Annotated in this window: 13 protein-coding genes; 8 read left to right on the top strand and 5 right to left on the bottom strand. The window is 43.0% G+C overall.

Annotation, left to right across the window (positions count from 1 at the left end; genetic code table 11):
• Window positions 1-11: 11 nt before the first annotated feature.
• Window positions 12-1376 carry a translocation/assembly module TamB domain-containing protein gene (locus QOL44_RS01100; protein WP_009059838.1) on the bottom strand — a complete coding sequence of 455 codons (1365 nt, stop codon included), beginning with the start codon at window positions 1374-1376 and terminating at the stop codon, window positions 12-14.
• Between the two features lie 131 nt (window positions 1377-1507).
• Here QOL44_RS01100 and QOL44_RS01095 point away from each other — a divergent pair, with 131 nt between their 5' ends.
• The 5 genes from QOL44_RS01095 to QOL44_RS01075 are packed head-to-tail and all read left to right on the top strand — an operon-like array spanning window position 1508 to window position 6161.
• Entirely contained in the window at window positions 1508-2476 is a 969-nt protein-coding gene (locus tag QOL44_RS01095) for an ABC transporter permease (RefSeq protein WP_009059840.1), read from the top strand.
• A complete protein-coding gene (locus tag QOL44_RS01090) occupies window positions 2469-3536 on the top strand; it encodes an ABC transporter permease (RefSeq protein ID WP_009059842.1) in 1068 nt (355 codons plus the stop codon). The genes QOL44_RS01095 and QOL44_RS01090 overlap by 8 nt, the downstream gene beginning before the upstream one ends.
• 55 nt (window positions 3537-3591) lie before the next feature.
• Window positions 3592-4434: an ABC transporter ATP-binding protein gene (locus QOL44_RS01085; RefSeq protein ID WP_052312374.1), complete on the top strand. Its 843-nt coding sequence runs from the start codon at window positions 3592-3594 to the stop codon at window positions 4432-4434.
• Complete coding sequence (locus tag QOL44_RS01080) at window positions 4431-5237, top strand: ABC transporter ATP-binding protein (protein WP_052312375.1); 807 nt, start codon at window positions 4431-4433, stop codon at window positions 5235-5237. The genes QOL44_RS01085 and QOL44_RS01080 overlap by 4 nt, the downstream gene beginning before the upstream one ends.
• 9 nt (window positions 5238-5246) lie before the next feature.
• Window positions 5247-6161: a class I SAM-dependent methyltransferase gene (locus tag QOL44_RS01075; protein ID WP_009059844.1), complete on the top strand. Its 915-nt coding sequence runs from the start codon at window positions 5247-5249 to the stop codon at window positions 6159-6161.
• Window positions 6162-6324: 163 nt separating this feature from the next.
• On the opposite strand, the gene QOL44_RS01070 is transcribed toward QOL44_RS01075, so the two are convergent.
• Window positions 6325-6828 (bottom strand): methylated-DNA--[protein]-cysteine S-methyltransferase, encoded by a 504-nt coding sequence (locus tag QOL44_RS01070; RefSeq protein ID WP_009059855.1) that lies wholly within the window; start codon window positions 6826-6828, stop codon window positions 6325-6327.
• Window positions 6825-8702, bottom strand: a complete 1878-nt coding sequence (locus QOL44_RS01065) for an ABC transporter substrate-binding protein (RefSeq protein WP_009059856.1) — start codon at window positions 8700-8702, stop codon at window positions 6825-6827. Before QOL44_RS01065 ends, QOL44_RS01070 begins: the two co-directional genes overlap by 4 nt.
• A 113-nt stretch (window positions 8703-8815) precedes the next feature.
• On the opposite strand from QOL44_RS01065, the gene QOL44_RS01060 reads away from it, so the two are divergent.
• From QOL44_RS01060 to QOL44_RS01050, 3 genes are all read left to right on the top strand, one after another.
• On the top strand, window positions 8816-10120 hold the full coding sequence (locus QOL44_RS01060; protein WP_009059857.1) for a bifunctional UDP-3-O-[3-hydroxymyristoyl] N-acetylglucosamine deacetylase/3-hydroxyacyl-ACP dehydratase: 1305 nt from the start codon (window positions 8816-8818) through the stop codon (window positions 10118-10120).
• Window positions 10121-10173: 53 nt separating this feature from the next.
• Window positions 10174-10950, top strand: coding sequence for an acyl-ACP--UDP-N-acetylglucosamine O-acyltransferase (gene lpxA / locus QOL44_RS01055; protein WP_009059866.1), 777 nt, complete (start codon window positions 10174-10176; stop codon window positions 10948-10950).
• An 88-nt stretch (window positions 10951-11038) separates the two neighbouring features.
• Window positions 11039-11956: a beta/alpha barrel domain-containing protein gene (locus QOL44_RS01050; RefSeq protein ID WP_009059867.1), complete on the top strand. Its 918-nt coding sequence runs from the start codon at window positions 11039-11041 to the stop codon at window positions 11954-11956.
• A 388-nt stretch (window positions 11957-12344) separates the two neighbouring features.
• Here the strand turns inward: QOL44_RS01050 and QOL44_RS01045 are convergent, their stop codons facing one another.
• Together QOL44_RS01045 and QOL44_RS01040 are read right to left on the bottom strand one after the other, a co-directional pair.
• The gene (locus tag QOL44_RS01045) at window positions 12345-14003 is read right to left on the bottom strand and encodes a sodium:solute symporter (protein ID WP_009059868.1); all 1659 of its coding nucleotides are present in this window, start codon (window positions 14001-14003) and stop codon (window positions 12345-12347) included.
• Window positions 14004-14098: 95 nt separating this feature from the next.
• Window positions 14099-16027 carry a phospho-sugar mutase gene (locus QOL44_RS01040; RefSeq protein WP_009059869.1) on the bottom strand — a complete coding sequence of 643 codons (1929 nt, stop codon included), beginning with the start codon at window positions 16025-16027 and terminating at the stop codon, window positions 14099-14101.
• Window positions 16028-16518: the final 491 nt, after the last annotated feature.

Raw genomic sequence — 16518 nt, 5'->3', positions numbered from 1 at the left:
TCCCAGGGAAATTAATTGGAAGGGCTTTTCTTTTGCATTTTTTTTATAAAATCGAGAGCCGATTGGATAATTTGACCTGCACTTTCTTTAATTGTTTCTGTGGCCGCTGCAGTAAGCCTTGGGCTGAGGTCTTCTTTAGGATCTTGGAGGGAGCCACTAATATTCACCGTGGTCCATTGATAGCCGTTCTTTTCTTGGGAAAAAACCTTTTCTTTAGCTCCAGGTAGGAATTCAAGTTGGCCTGGATTAATCCCTGTAAAGAGCTTTCCATGAAGTTGATCTCCTATCACTTCGATTTGACCTTCTATTCTGATTTTTCCTTTACATTCCATTTCGATATTGGAAAGTTCCGTTTTGCTTTTTGAAATAAAAAGGGTTGCTTTGCCTGTATCAATAGGTAGCCTGTTTGTTGTCCCTAGAAGGGCTAAAGAAGCTAACAAGGGAAGGGCTTCGATCACTCCATTTTTCAAATAAATAGTCCCCTCAAGAGAAGTCTCCATTGTTGGAGACTGGCTTAAGAAAGTTTTCCCATTGATATCCCCATCTATTTTTCCTTTCCACGATGCAGGCAGAAAGAGGGGCAGTGGCAGGGAGTGTAAAGTCAATTCCATATTTTTTTCTTTGCTTGCCCACTTCCATTCGCCATTGGCTTCTATCTGGCCATGAGGTTCACTAACCACAACACACTTGGAGATATAGAGTCCATCGGAAAAAATTTTTAGGAATAGCTCTTTTATTATGAGTGGATCCAAAGAACCGAAAGTAAGACGTCCTCCTTTTCCTTGAGCTGTCCACATATCCGTCCCAGAGGATTTTAAGAGCTCTACGGACATATTGTAAAGCTTGCCCCCTCCAGCGATTTGTTTAGGCCATTTTAAAGTGCAGTTGTTGATGACAATCTTCTTCAATTCCACTTTTTTGGGGATCAAATTTTGATAAAAAGCTTCTTTATGCGGAGAGGCAGCTTCACTATATGAGGCTAATGATGGATTTGGAGAGCCAGTGGAAAGTTCTTTAGGAAATTGTTCTTTAAAGGCGATTTCTAGAGTGTTTACATTGAGCTGTTCTATGTACCAAGAACCAGAAAAAATTTTTCGTAGCAAAAGCTGGCATTCGATGTTGGATCCGACTATGCTTCCGATGGGACTGGATGGTTCTCCTCTACCGGTATATTTATCAGTTAGGAGGAGATTTCCCTGTAGATGCAATGGCTCAAAACTCCCTTCTACCTTAATGGCTTCGGTGATTTTTCGAGAAAGAAATGTTCTAAACCCTTGACTTGAAATATAGCCATCTATGATAGAAAAAAAGCTCACGATGAGGCCTATGAAAAGCAATGAGAGTATTACAACCAAATAAGCTAAATTCTTGTACATTGTGTTTTTTCTTTTATCTTATGCAAGAGCTTTTTTATCATAATCCTTACTAATGAATCTGCAAGCTGTCGACTTCAGTTGATGATTAAAGTCAGAAAGCTTATTGTTAGGTTTTTCCATCTTCAATCATTATGATTTTATTTATCGTCCGCAGACTATTAGCTCTTATTCCTCTTTTGCTTGGAGTCACTTTTATGGTTTTTTTCTTAATGTCTTTGACCCAAACAAACTATTTAACCCCCTTGAAGGCTGAAAGGGATATCAGCCCCCAAATGATTGAAGCATTGGAAAAGAAATTTGGTTTGGATAAACCATGGTACGAACGGTATTTCCTTTGGCTAAACAACGTTCTTCATGGTGATTTTGGTTATTCTTGGATTTATAAGATGTCAGTGATCGAGCTGCTGATGCAAAGGGTGCAAGCCACCCTTTTGTTGAATCTCAGTTCACTATTGCTAGCCTGGTGTATTGCTATACCAATTGGCGTATTGTCTGCTATTTACAAAGATTCTTTATTAGATCGACTCAGCTCCTTTTTAGCCTACATTTCCATTTCTTTTCCGGAATTTTTTTTAGCCCTCCTCGCCGTTTACTTTGCCGCTCGCACTGGTTGGTTCCCCATTGGAGGATTAACATCCATAGAGTATCCTTTTCTTTCTCCTATAGACAAATTAGTAGACATAGCCTATCATCTGGTGCTTCCCACCCTTGTCCTCGGTATCGGAGGGGTTGCCAACATGATGCGGATAATGAGAGGTAGTTTTTTAGATGCGATCCGTGCTGATTATGTGTTAACGGCCAGAGCCAAGGGACTTCCTGAAAATGCGGTCATGTTCCGGCATGTGCTACGGAATGCTATCAACCCCTTAATAAGTACCTTTGGGTATGTTATTGCTGGACTATTGAGCGGCTCTCTTTTAGTGGAAAACATAATGAACTATCCAGGAATTGGGCAGCTGATTTATTCCGCTTTAATGAAACAGGACCAATTTGTGGTTTTAGGTTCTGTTGTCTTTAGTTGTCTTTTATTAGTTTTAGGGAATTTGATTGCCGATATTCTTTTGGCTTGGGTCGATCCCCGAATCGTCCATCATGAATGAGAAAAGATCTTATATTAAAGAACTATTGAGAAATCCTTTTGGGCTTTCTGCTTGCCTTATCCTTTTGTTTCTATATCTTATCGCGATTTTGGCCCCTTTTCTAGCACCCTACGAACCTTCCGATCAAGATCTAAAGAAAACCTATCATCCACCGACAAAAATTTATTGGCACTCCGCTAGGTTCGTTGTGGCACGTTACAAAAATGTAGACCCATCGTCAGCAATGTATAAAGTGATCGAGGGGGATTACTGTCCTCTGAAATGGTTCGTCCATGGATATGCCTACCGATTGCTTGGAATTTTTCCTTCTGATATCCATCTTTTTGGGGTGGATAAGCCGGATCGAGTCTATCTGTTGGGTAGCGATAATACGGGAAGAGACGTTTTTTCAAGATTAGTGTATGGCTCTCAAGTTTCCTTAAGTATCGGACTGATTGGGGTGTCTATTACCATGATTCTAGGCCTATTGATCGGTGGGCTCTCGGGCTATTATGGAGGATGGTTCGACAATGTCGTGATGCGGCTGACTGAGTTTTTAATGGCCGTACCGGCTCTTTATCTTTTATTGGCTTTAAGAGGCATCTTTGGGGTGAAGTTTAGTTCCGCTCAGGTCTACTTCCTTATCGTCATCATACTGAGTTTCATTGGTTGGTCAGGATTTGCCAGAGTGATTAGGGGACTTGTTCTTTCCCTACGGTCCCAAACCTTTGTCGATGCAGCCATTGTTCTGGGTCAATCCTCGGTGAAGATCCTCCTCAAACACCTCCTACCTAACCTGGCGAGTTATCTTCTTGTGTCGGCTGCTTTATCGATTCCTGGATATATTTTAGGAGAAGCAGCTTTGAGCTTTCTTGGCCTTGGGATTCAGGAACCTTCTGCTTCCTGGGGGCTCATGCTAGCACAAGCCCAGGATATGAAGGTATTCATGCTTAATTTCTGGTGGCTGTTGACTCCTGGAATTGCTATTTTGATAACCGTGGTAGCTTTTAATATGCTAGGCGATGTGCTTCGGGACCTTGTGGATCCAAAATTTCGTATTTATCAAACAAAAAGAGGCTAATTTGTATTAATTGATAGTAAGGAAAAAAGTTTAAACCTAATAGGATATAGTACGCATGCTTCTTCAAGTAGAAGACCTTCATGTCCATTTTTTAACTCAGTCCGGTGAAATCCCTGCTCTGCGTGGGGTAAGTTTTTCAATAGAAAAGGCAGAGTCGGTTGCTATTGTTGGGGAAAGTGGAAGTGGCAAATCGGTGACCGCCCTGTCTTTGACAAAACTTTTGGAGAGTCCGCCTGCTGTATACAAAAAAGGGAAAATTCTTTATGAGGGAGTAGACCTCTTGGCACTGTCGCAAAAAGAATTACGAAAGTATCGAGGTGGAGAAATCGCTTATGTGTTTCAAGAACCCTCAACCTCTTTGAATCCAGTCTATTCCATTGGTTTTCAACTTTTGGAGGCTATTGAACTCCACCAACCTCATCTCAAAGACAAAAAGGTTCTTGGCTTAGAGGTATTGCAAAAGGTAGGGATCGTTGATTGCCAGAGGGTCTGGAAAAGCTATCCGCATGAACTGAGCGGAGGCATGCAGCAAAGAGTGATGATCGCCATGGCCCTGCTATGCAAACCAAAGCTTCTTGTTGCTGATGAACCTACTACAGCCCTTGATGTCACCATCCAAGCACAGATTCTAGAACTTTTTGCTAAAATTCAGAAGGATCTGGCCATGTCTGTCTTGCTGATTACTCATAATTTTGGTATAGTCAAAGGCTTTTCTGATCGGGTGGTGGTAATGTTCAGAGGGCAAGTGGTTGAAGAAGGCCCAACTGAAAAAGTGATTTATTCCCCTACCCATCCCTATACCAAGGCTTTGATTGATTGTGTTCCAAGACTTGGAGAAAAAGGGAAAAGATTGCGTGCTATCGATTATTCTTTGATAGAATCTTCCCTGAACTTATGACTGGACCTACTGCTTCCTCTCCACTGCTTAGCGTTAATTCCCTTAAAGTCTATTTCCCAATTCGGAAAAGCCTACTGGGCCGTTCGAAAGAGTGGGTTAAGGCTGTTGACGATGTGACCTTTACAATTAAAGAAGGACAAACCATTGGACTCGTTGGTGAAAGCGGCAGCGGGAAAACGACTATAGGCAGAACGATTGTAAGACTGCAAGACCCAACCTCAGGTTCTATTCTTTACGAAGGCAGGCCAATTCATAATCTAAGCCAAAAGCAATTTCGTCCGTATAGAAAAAAAATACAGATGATTTTCCAGGATCCTCATAACTCTCTAAACCCTAGGCTCACTATCGAATCGATCTTAAGAGAACCTCTAGATATTCACTTTCCAGGCATGGAGAAAAAACAAAAAAAAGAAAAAATTGTTGAGCTTCTCGAAAAAGTCGGACTCAGCGCTGAGCATCTGTATCGATACCCTCATGAATTTAGCGGAGGCCAGCGGCAACGGATCGGCATAGCCCGGGCCTTAGCCGTCGGACCGAAACTGATCATATGTGATGAACCTGTAAGTGCCCTGGATGTCTCGGTGCAGGCACAGATCATTAATTTGTTAATGGATCTACAGCAAGAATTTAACCTTTCCTACCTTTTCATTTCTCATGATTTGGCTGTAGTCGAATACCTTAGCGATTATGTGCTTGTGCTCAATAAAGGGAGGATTGTGGAAGAAGGATCACCAGAAGAAATTTATAAAAATCCAAAAGATGAGTATACCAAAAAACTCATTGCCTCCATTCCTTCCATCTAGCGACATTCTATGTGGATCGATTCGACTATTTTAGCTTCTTTCCAACGATCTTTAACAGACATTCATCGGGTCTATACATCGGAATGGGGATGGATAGAAAGGTATGGAGAAGACTATGTAGTGGTCTTAAACGAAGAACAAAGAAAAGAGGAGTTGGTTGAATCGCTCTTTTGTTGGAGTCGGTCCCATGGATTATCCCCTAGAAGAGTATTTTTAAAAAAGCGTTTTAAAAAAGAATGCCCTGCCTCTGAGGGGCTTCTACAACTCTATGGAGAAGAGACTCTGCCCCTACAAACTATTTGTCATGAAAATGGACTTTCTTACTCGATCCGTTTTCATGGAGGTAGTTCTCCAGGCTTATTTATAGATCAAAGACAAAATCGGTTATTTTTAAGAAAGAGGAAAATCGGCAAGCTTTTAAACCTATTTGCTTTCAGCTGTTCCTTTGGACTGTGTGCCGCTGTTGCTGGAGGTCAAAGTTGGAATGTGGATCTTTCGGCTAAATTTTTAGAATGGGGCAAAGAAAATTACAGGCTTAATGGAGTTGACCCCACAGGACACACATTTTTGGCTATTGATGCCAGAGAATCTTTGAAGCTACTCCGCAAAAAACATCTTAGGTTTGATCATATCATTATTGATCCCCCCACTTTTTCCTGTGGCAGGCATGGCAAGCATTTTTCTTTTCCTAGGGATTTTGAGGCAATGCTTGATCAAGCATTGGATCTCTGTTCAGAGGAACTAACAACCCTTTTTCTTTCCACTAACTACAGAAAGTGGGAAACAAAGAGGCTTTTCTCAAAAGCCCAAAAAGTAGCAGCAAAAAAAAACCTAAAGCTTTCGCTGCTTCACGGCCCGTTTCCTTTACCAGATATACCTTTGACTGAGCTGCCAGCCTGTTGCTGGATAGAAGTAAGACGCTAGGCAAAGCCTTTAGTGCGCTTTCTAGCTCTAAGAGATGGCCACAGAAGAACATTTTACGTTCCCACCGCCGCAGCATTTAGACAGCCCCCCAGGAATTCGGCGCACCTTTGGAACACTGACCCTCTTGTGCGACAGCTCATGACTACACAAGAAAGTGTCATTGTTATGGAAACGGTTTGAATCCTTCCAGTTTAAGGAGTTTTTCTTTCATTGATTTTCCGCCCAAGCTATAATGGCCAATTTGTCCATTTTTTCTAATCACGCGATGGCAGGGAATCAGCAGAGGCAAAGGGTTTTTTGCTAGGGCTGATCCAACAGCCCTAACAGCAAGAGGATGGCCTATTTCTTCTGCCAGTTGACTGTAGGTTTTTACGGTCCCTTTGGGAATTGTTTTTACCCGTTCCAATACCATTTTGTAAAAGGGAGGAAGCCCTTGAAGCGAAAGTTCTCCTTCAAAAATATCCCCGTTTAGGAGACTCTTGGACAGAAGGCTAAAAAGCATGGGCGATTGCCTTTGACTTTCTAGAATCCATTTAGATAAGTGAGGAGTCTTTGGGTCAATCTGTTGGAGGCTTGCAGGCTGACCTTCGATTAAAACTATCCTCACAGGCCCCACCACACTTTCAAGAAAAATATGTTCTTTAGGCCGATCTTGTGTGGAAATCATGGCGTCCATATCTCTTCTATATTCCAGACTAATGGGCCGATACGAGGAATTTTTACATTCCGCCACCGGTTTTTCAATCCAACATAAGTATTTGGAGTTACCAGATAGATATACGGCTGCTCCTCACTCATAATTTCTTGAACTTTAAACCAGCATTGAATCCTCTTCGCCTCGTCCAAGGTAGTTAACTGTTCGACCATAAGCCTGTCTATTTCTGCTTCCCAGGGAGTAGCCGGCTGTGGTTGGTTAGGATACCACTGATGCAGTCTCCCTTTGCTCATGAACACAGACATGCCATCGGCAGGATCTCCTCCTCCCGTTAGTCCAAGCAGACAGGCTTCATACTCGTAACTGTCACTAATTTTGGTTACGAGCGTGCCAAAATCGATGAATTGCAGGAGCACTTCAATGCCTATCTGTTTTAAGTTTTCTTTAAAGATGGTGGCCATGGCCGTGCGGATTGGATTTTCTTGATTGGTCAGAAGCGTAAAAGAAACTGGATGGTTGTCCTGATCAAAAAGCCTTCCAGTGGCATCCCGGTGGAATCCAGCCTGTTCTAGAAGCTGCAAAGCAAGGCTAGGATTATAGGGATACTTTTTAACGTTGGGGTTATACCATTTTACATTGGCTGGGGTTTCAGGGCCCCAAAGCGGGGTCCCCCTTCCAAAAAGCACGCCATTAATAATCCCTTCCCTATCAATGGCATAAGAAATAGCTTGGCGGAAGAGTCTATTTTGAAACCATTTGAGCTTGTAAGGAAGGACATAAGGGTCGTTATTTTTGTTTTTCCCAGGGTTCTGATTAAACCAAAGAAAGGAAGAAGCGGTAGAGGGACCTCTGTCGTAAATGGTGTAGTGATAAATATTTTCCCCTTTTTGAACCCATGCGACGTTGTCTGGACTTATTCCTTCGATGTCTGTTTGACCGGAAGCAAAAGCAATCAAGCTGGCGTTAGCATCCTTGACGAACTTGACAATTAAATAATCGATATAAGGCAACCGAATATCCCCATCGGCTTTTTTCCAGTATCTGGGATTAGCTTCTAGAACGATTCGTTCTCCAGGATTATACGAAAGAATCAAAAAGGGCCCACTTGCAACAATCGACTTAGGATCCTTTTTGGCTGTGCTTATATTCCATTGATTTTGTAAAGATCCATCCTTGAAATAGGGTTCGAGGATATGTTTGGGCATCAAGGGAAAGCCTGACATGTAGCGTAAGAAAGGAGCAAAGATTTCAGGGGTTTGGATCTGAATGGTTTGATCATCGATCTTTTCTACTTTAAAAGGTTTTCCGTTTACAGAAAGATCATAAGCATTACGGTTAGGGAACCTGGGATCGTAAATACAGGCAAAGCTAAAGATCACATCATCAGCGGTCAGCGGTACGCCATCGCTCCAACTAAGCCCTTTTCTGAGTTTAAAGCGAAAAGTCTTATTGTCGGGAGCTACCTCCCACTGCTTTGCCAGCCCTGGGATCACATGATCTTCTATCGGATCATAGGAAAGCAGACTATCAAACATCAGATTAAGGAACGAAGCAGAAGTAGCATCTTCAGAGACAAGCCAATTAAAAGTAGAAGGCTCTGCGGCACTCGTTTCTATGAATATGCCTCCTTGCTTTCCTTTAGGCATGGAAGATGTTTCCATTTCCTCAAAGAAAGGATAGGCTGGTCGCTGCGCCTTTTGGATTTTTTTTTGCCGGTTACATCCACCGGCTAGTAAAGAGAAAAGCAAAAGAAAGAAAAGAAGCCACCATAGGGCTAGGGATTCCCTTTTTTCTCCTTTTTTTATTGGATTAGACAGATGAAATAAAAAAAAAGTTTCACGGGAAGAAAAGCATTGGTGGAATCGCACGGAGTTAAAAGGTATCATCTTATTGAAAAAAACAAAATTGAACAAAAACGCAACAGAACAATCTTGCAAAAAGGACACTTTAGATCTTTTTATAAGAGAGGCGGAATCAAAAGGAGTAGATCGTTGTGATAATGCAAAGGACTATACGCGAACCGGTGAGCGTGGAAGGACTATCCCTACATACCGGTAATCCAGTAAGAATTGTCATTAAGCCAGCGGAAGCTGACAGTGGCTATGTATTTAAAAGGGTTGATCTTCCCGATGAACCCACCGTGCAGGTATCGGTGGATAACGTCAGGCAAACGGAACGAGCGACGACAATAGGAGAAGGAAACGTCAAGGTTCATACCGTTGAACATGTTTTAGCTGCTTTAAGCGGCTGTGGGGTAGATAATGCGCTCATTGAACTGAATGCCAATGAGCCACCGATTGGAGATGGCAGTGGCATGTTCCTAGTCAATGAAATCTTAAAAGTTGGAACGGTCGAACAGGATAAAGCAGTTTCTTTTTTTGAGCTGAGAGAACCAGTTTGGGTGGAAGGCGAGGATGGAGCCTACATTGCTGCCTGGCCTGATCAGAACTTTTCGATTAGTTGTACCCATGTCAGTCACACAGGACTTTTTACGCAGTATTTTAGCTGGAAGTACGATATCAAAAGTTTTGTAACTGAGATTGCCCCTGCCCGAACTTTCGTCTTTTATGAGGAACTGGTTCCTCTTATCGAAAAAGGGTTGATTAAAGGAGGCAGTCTAGATAATGCAATTGTCATTAGGGGGGAAGCAGTCTACAGTCAGCAGCCTTTGCGGTTTGAAAACGAGTTTGTCAGACACAAAATTTTTGACATGATTGGAGACTTTGCTCTCTTTCCCAAGAGATTAAAAGCCAGAGTTGTGGCCGCTCGGCCTAGTCATTTTCTGAATGTCAAATTCATCAGAGAAATACAGAAAGCCTATAAGAATTATCTGTCCCATTTGATGCCCGTTGAAAATATCCCCGTTGGGGAAGGCGCCTTAGATATCAACGAGGTGATGAAGATTCTGCCGCATCGCTATCCATTTTTAATGTTGGATCGAGTACTCGGTTTTCAGGATGATGTAAAAGCCATAGGCCAGAAAGCAGTGACAATGAACGAAGCCTATTTTCAAGGCCATTTTCCAGGGCATCCCATTATGCCGGGGGTGCTTCAGATTGAAGCAATGGCTCAGCTGGCCAGTATTCTTCTATTGAGAAAAGCAGGGAATGCGGGCAAACTCGGTTACTTTATGAGCGCGGACAAGGTGAAGTTTCGCAAGCCGGTGATGCCGGGGGATACGCTGATCATCGAAGTGGAAATGACAAAGGCAAGAGGGAAGATTGGGAAAGCTTTTGGGAAATGCTACGTCAACAAGGAGACGGTGTGCGAAGGAGAGCTTCTCTTTGCTTTGGTTGACGGGTAAGCCTACCGGTCGGAAGCGGTGGATCGGCTGATAGAAAACACAATGAATTGCTCATGCAGACCTCTATTCATCCCACAGCGGTTGTAAGTGAAAAGGCGCAGATTGGCGCTGGAGTTGAAATTGGTCCCTATGCCTATATTGGTGAAGGGGTAAAGATTGGAGACAATTGTATCATTCATCCGCATGCTGTTCTCAAAGGAGAGATTGAAATAGGCCCGGAAAACGAATTTTATTCTTTTTGTGTGATTGGTGAGAAATCCCAGGATTTAAAATATCAAGGAGAGCCCACGTATCTTAAAATCGGGACAAACAACGTTTTTAGGGAATTTTCTACCGTTCATCGTTCTACCTTTAAGGGACAAACGACGGAAATCGGCTCTCACAACCATTTTCTGGCCTACACCCATATCGCGCACGACTGTCGAATAGGAGACTGGTGTGTGTTTTCTAACAATGCCACACTGGCTGGACATGTCGTGGTCGAAGACCATGTCACCATAGGAGGGCTTTCGGCCGTACATCAGTTTTGTCGGATTGGGAGATTCTCAATGATTGGCGGCTGCACGAAGGTTGTTCAAGATGTAATCCCATTTTCTTTAGTCGATGGCAATCCTGCTAAGCTCCGCTCGCTCAACCTCGTCGGTTTAAAAAGAAATCATTTTTCTGAAGAACAGATTAAAAGCCTCAAGTTTGCCTTAAAGCTACTCCTAGATGGGGGATTAAACATTTCTCAGGCCTTAGAAGAGCTAGAAAAAGTCACTGAAAAAACTCAAGAGCTTATGGCCATCATCCGTTTTATCAAGGATTCTGAACGAGGCGTGATTCGCTAGCGGCTTGATTCCATACGATAGCCTGGTGGCAAATTGAATTTGAAACTTTTTGGTTTCACTCTTTGTTTATTTCTAAAAGGAGGTTTTAATGATCCATTTAGATGAAATCAAAGTGCCGCTGGATGTCCCGGAATCAAAAAAAGATGCCTACAAGCGGATTTTTTTTGAGATCACCCAAGGTTCCGGCCGACTGATGCTTATGGCTGGGGATCAGAAAGTGGAGCATTTGAATGATGATTTTTACGGGCCTGGCATTTCTCCTGAAGACGCTGATCCTGAGCATTTGTTTAAAATTGCCAGTAAAGCGCGGATTGGAGCCTTTGCCACACAGCTTGGACTTATTGCTCGCTATGGAATGGATTATCCGAATGTACGTTATATTGTCAAACTCAACAGTAAGACGCATCTAGTAAAAACAGCTCAGAGAGACCCTTTAAGTCTTCTTTGGCTTTCCTTTGAACAACTCGATTATTTTTTGGAGACTAAGCCTGTACCTATTGTTGGCGTGGGCTATACGATCTATCCCGGTAGTGAATTCGAAGCGCAGATGCTTACAGAAGCGGCACGGCTTGTTTTCGAAGCCCATCAGCGTGGACTAATTGCTATTATATGGTCGTATCCTCGTGGGAAAGCAGTAAGCAACGAAACTGATCCGCATCTTGTAGCTGGAGCCGCTGGATTAGGCGCCTGCCTTGGAGCGGATTTTGTTAAGGTCAATCCGCCTTCGGTCAAAGAAGGGGATGCCAACCTAGCACTCAAAGAAGCAGTAGCGGCTGCGGGAAGGACAAGACTAATCTGCGCTGGCGGGAAAGAAACAGCCGTCAAGGATTTCCTAAGCAGGCTACATGCCCAAATCCATATCGGCGGTACTTATGGAAACGCCACAGGAAGGAACATTCACCAAAAATCCTTGAGCGAAGCAGTTGCTTTTTGTAATGCCATTGCTGCTATCACCTTTGATGGAGCATCCGTGGAGGAAGCCTTCGCCATCTATAAAGAATCATGAATAAAGAATCATAGGAGAAAAGATAGCTCGTTGCCTTTCGTTTAGGTTTGTCCCGGTTGCAAGAAATCGCTCATGGGACTAAATTAACCGCCTCAACGGAATTTCTAGCTGCTTAGAAGCCATTCTTCGGGATGGCGGTAGAGTCTATTCGCCTCTGGACCTGCTTAAACCCTATGTCAGGCTAGCCGCCTTGCAGCCAGGGGAGAAAACCAACCTTCCCCTAGCAAAAACGAGTTTCTCAACGCCACTTTGGAAACTAATCTGTCAGCTGCCTTATGCCATAGAGAGATGGCGCAAGCCGTAGTAGACAGGAGCCAACGCTCTTTAGCTTTAGTTGCAAGCTCAAGCATCGCATTGGAAAACGAGGAAGGTTTCCTTCGGCAAGAGCCTAGAGCTTACGAGATGTGGTGAGAAGCCCACCCCCATTAGGGGATAGAGGCGTGTCACTCTGGGGAGGAATCTTTTCTTTTTCTCCAAATACTAGCCCAATGCAAAAAGTGGTTAGTGCGCCAATACATATTCTCCAAGGGAAAGCAATATGAGGGATTGGAAAGGGCATTAACGAACCAGGCGCATTCGGTTTTGGATCCCCTCCAAACAGAGGGCCACTTAGAATAAATACGGCAAGAAAGCCTGCTGCCATGGCGTAGGCATTCTTTTTGTCGCTGCCTCTTGTCCTAGTCAGTAGCCCCAAAAGAAACACACCAAGTAGTGGGCCATACGTAAAGCCAATGATCCCAAGAATAATTGGTAATATTCTTGCTTCGGGGGAGTAGACGACATAAATCGCTGTACCAATCCCGATAAGGGAAGTGAGGAAAGCAAAAACAATGGTGGCAGCGCGCAGGCTAGCTACCTTTTTTTTCTCATCGGCGATGGCATTCATTGGGGGATGCATCCAATCCTGACAAAAAGAGGTGGCTAGCGCATTTAAAGCCGCACTTAACGAACCAGTAGCCGTGGCGAAAATCGCGGCGATGACAATGCCTCGAATGCCCGAAGGGAGCTGAGTGATGATGAAATAGGAGAATATTTCGTTTGGATTTGTTGGAAGAGCCGAATCGGCATGCGTTGAGTAGAAAAAAGATAACAACAGGCCAATGGAAAGGAAAAGAAAACCGATCGGTATATCAGCAAATCCAGAGAGGATCAAAGAAAGCCTACTTCTCTGGTAATCTTTTGCCGTGAGGAGTCGCTGGACGATGTCTTGATCAGTCCCATGCGTGGCCATGGTAGTAAAAGTCGAGCCGATCAAAGCCGACCATATGGTATAATCGATAGCCAGAATCACTAGCAAGTTTTCAAGCAGACCTTTTGAGGGGATAATGCCCATAGTAACCCAGGGTCGATCGATGAGTTTATGGAAAAGTGTGGGGAATGGATAAACAAAAGAGAGTTTTTCCACCAGAATCCAAAAAGCAATAATACCGCCTAGAAGCATCACAGCAGCCTGGAGGAGATCAGTCCAGATGACCGCTTTGATCCCTCCAAGGGTGGTATAAATAGCCGTAAAAGTACTGATCAGGACAATAGAAAAGAAGTAGAGGCTCACTTCCTGTAATGGACTGAGAGTTTTCTGGAAGAGAATTTGGGTGCCAACTACTAGAATGATTGCCGCGACATAGAGGCGCGTCCCCATGGCAAGAACCCGAGTCAAAAGAAAGATTGCCGAGGCGATCTTTTGGGTAAGTGGCCCAAAGCGAAGTTCTAAAAATTGGTAGATAGAATGAACTTTCAGTTGAAAAAAAGGCTTGATAAAAAAAAAAGCGATGATCACCCTGGCTAGGATAGTTCCTAGAGCCAGTTGTAAATAAGTGTAGTTTTGAAGGACGTAGCCTTCCGCAGGTGTTCCTAAGAAGGCCCCAGCGCTTGTTTCTGCAGCAATAATCGATCCTAGGATCGACCACCAGGGCATTTTTCTACCTCCAAGGGTGAGATCATCGTATTTTTTCTCTTGACCATTCTTGCTGCTGTAAAGACCAATCCCAAAAATAAGAGAAAGGAAAAAAACGATGACTAGCCCATCAAGCCATAAGGATGTAGACATTTAGCCCGTTTTCCGTTTTTCTTTGAGGTTTATAGTGCCAAAAATAGACAGAGGCATGAAACAGAATCAACGAACAAAAATCAGATTTGCAACAATTACTTACTTATTCTTCGTTTAACATCCCCTTGAATGGCTTCCCACCATTTATTCAAAAAGTTCTGAGCCTCTTCTTTGACTTGCTCAAGTCTGTTAGTCACTGGGAAATGGGTAAACAAATAAAACTTTATTTTCGGCTCTGTGCCTGATGCTCGGACCACTAGCTTGTTGTTATTTTCAAAGAGAAAATGCAGCATGATTTCCTTTGGAATGAGATCCCCTTCGCTATCATAATGGTCTTCCAGCCCAAAATCGTCAAAGGATAGAAGTTTTTGATCAAGAAATTCTCTTGGCGGCTCGTTTCTATAAGATTGCAGAATGGTCCCAATGTAGCCCGACTCCTCAGCCCCTTCGAAAGTTAAAGTCCCTAGTTTTTCAGCAAAATAGCCAAAACGAATGTAAATGGAATCTAGATATTCTAAGAGATTCATCGATTGCATAGCCGCCCATCCGGCTACTTCGACAAGTTCTAGGGCTGCGCTGTTGGCATCCTTGTCCCTTACATAATCCCCACAGGAAGTCCCATAGCTTTCTTCTCCTCCGCAGATAAAATATGTTCCTCTTTGGAGTTGCACCGCTCTTCTTTCTTCAAAAGGATGCGAGTCGTAATCCACAAGGCCAGATTGCATCTCATATTTTAAGAGCTTTGCACCAATATATTTAAAACCGGTGAGCGTTTCTACGCATCGAACCTGAAAATGCTCGGCAATTTTTTTAATAAGATCAGTCGTTACAAATGATTTAATTATCACCGCTCTGTGCGCATTTTCCGGAGTCAGGATGCCAAGTTGGAAAAGTTTGGAGGTCCTATAATAAGCAAAAAGGGCAAAAATCTGGTTCCCAGTTAAATGAACAAATTCTCCATCTCGATTTTTTATAGCTGCTCCCATTCTATCTCCATCAGGATCGGTTCCGATGACAATATCGCTGTTTTCTACTTTTGCTTGTTGGACAGCTAGAGAAAGGGCAGCAGGATCTTCAGGATTAGGAGTCTTTACGGTAGGGAAGCTTCCGTCTGGAACCGATTGGCTTTGGACAAGGCTGTAATGGATTCCGTGCCTGTCGAAGAGCTTTGGAATGATTTCAATACCAGTCCCATGCAGGGGAGTATAAACTACCTTTAGTTTTTCTCTGGCGCTAGCAAAGGCTTTGGGATCAAGGCAGACGGTTTCAACAGCTTCCATATAAGCCCTATCAGCATCTGGTCCCAGATGAGTCAAACGGCCTTCGGCAGAGGACGTGGATAAATCTGGAGAAGATTCGATCTTCTCCACCTCTTTGATGACCTCAGAGGCGTGAGGTTCAATGAGTTGGCAGCCATCTCGAAAGTAGGCTTTAAAGCCATTGTCATAGGGAGGGTTATGGCTTGCCGTAATCATAATCCCACCATGCGCCTTCAACCATCTGACAGTAAAGGAAAGCTGGGGAGTGGATCGCTGAGACTCAAAAAGAAAAGCCTCTCCCCCTACCTTTTGTAATTCTCTTGCACAAAGTTCGGCAAAATACCGAGAAAAATGACGGGAATCATGGGAAATGACAATTTTTAATGGTTCGCCAGGAAAATTCCTTTTCAGGTAATTAGCTAAACCTAATGCAGCGCTGCGAACATTGCGATCGTTCATGCAGTTAACGCCAACAGCTGGAAATTGAGGAGGACCATGGACATCAGCATTCCCTCTTTCGGCCTGAGTAATAACCCTTCCTATCGTCCTGCCACGAATACCACCGGTTCCAAAAGAAAGCTTTTTATAGAACCGTTCATTGAGCTCTTCCCAGTTGTTGGTCTGTACCAGTTCCTGGATAGACTCCTTTTCAATCGTTGTTAAATTGGTAGTGCTTAGGAAGGCATGAAGGTTTTTAAAAGCTTCTTCGAGAAGTTTGTGATCCTTGAAGGCCGCCTCTATTGCATTGAGTAAAGAAAAGTTCATATATAGAGTTATTGTAAGAAATTATAAAATTGTTCTGTAAAATATTAGGGGTGTCTCCCCTGAACCTCCTTATGGTTAAAAGCTAAGAACTTAAGGAAAAACGGTTCTTAGCTCGGAGTACAAGGCTAGTCTGCTAGGCAAAATATTCTTTTCCTTTCAATAGCAACCCTCTAGAAGAAAACTACGAAAAACCTTTAACAAAATTGTGGTTGAAAGTCAATGACTTTCACATCCTAAATTCGATAACCCTTCTACCTGACATCGATGCACTGTAAAATAAAAAAAATTAGTGGGATCACTGACATTCAGAAATAGACTGAAATCCAAAAAAATGAAGCTATATCCCTTTTGAAGATGATCTTAAAACAGTATAAAAGATTTCTTTCCAATAAGACCTAGAGCAAATTTATTGTTTATTTTTTTCACCTATAATTCCAGATAAAAGACTATGTTTATCTTCAATAACTAGTTTTTCTTTTTTTGTGAGTTTT

The organism is Candidatus Methylacidiphilum fumarolicum (assembly GCF_949774925.1).
Classification (GTDB): Bacteria; Verrucomicrobiota; Verrucomicrobiia; order Methylacidiphilales; family Methylacidiphilaceae; genus Methylacidiphilum; species Methylacidiphilum fumarolicum.
The sequence above is the reverse complement of the archived record's forward strand: the minus strand, read 5'-3'. Positions and strand labels throughout refer to the sequence as shown.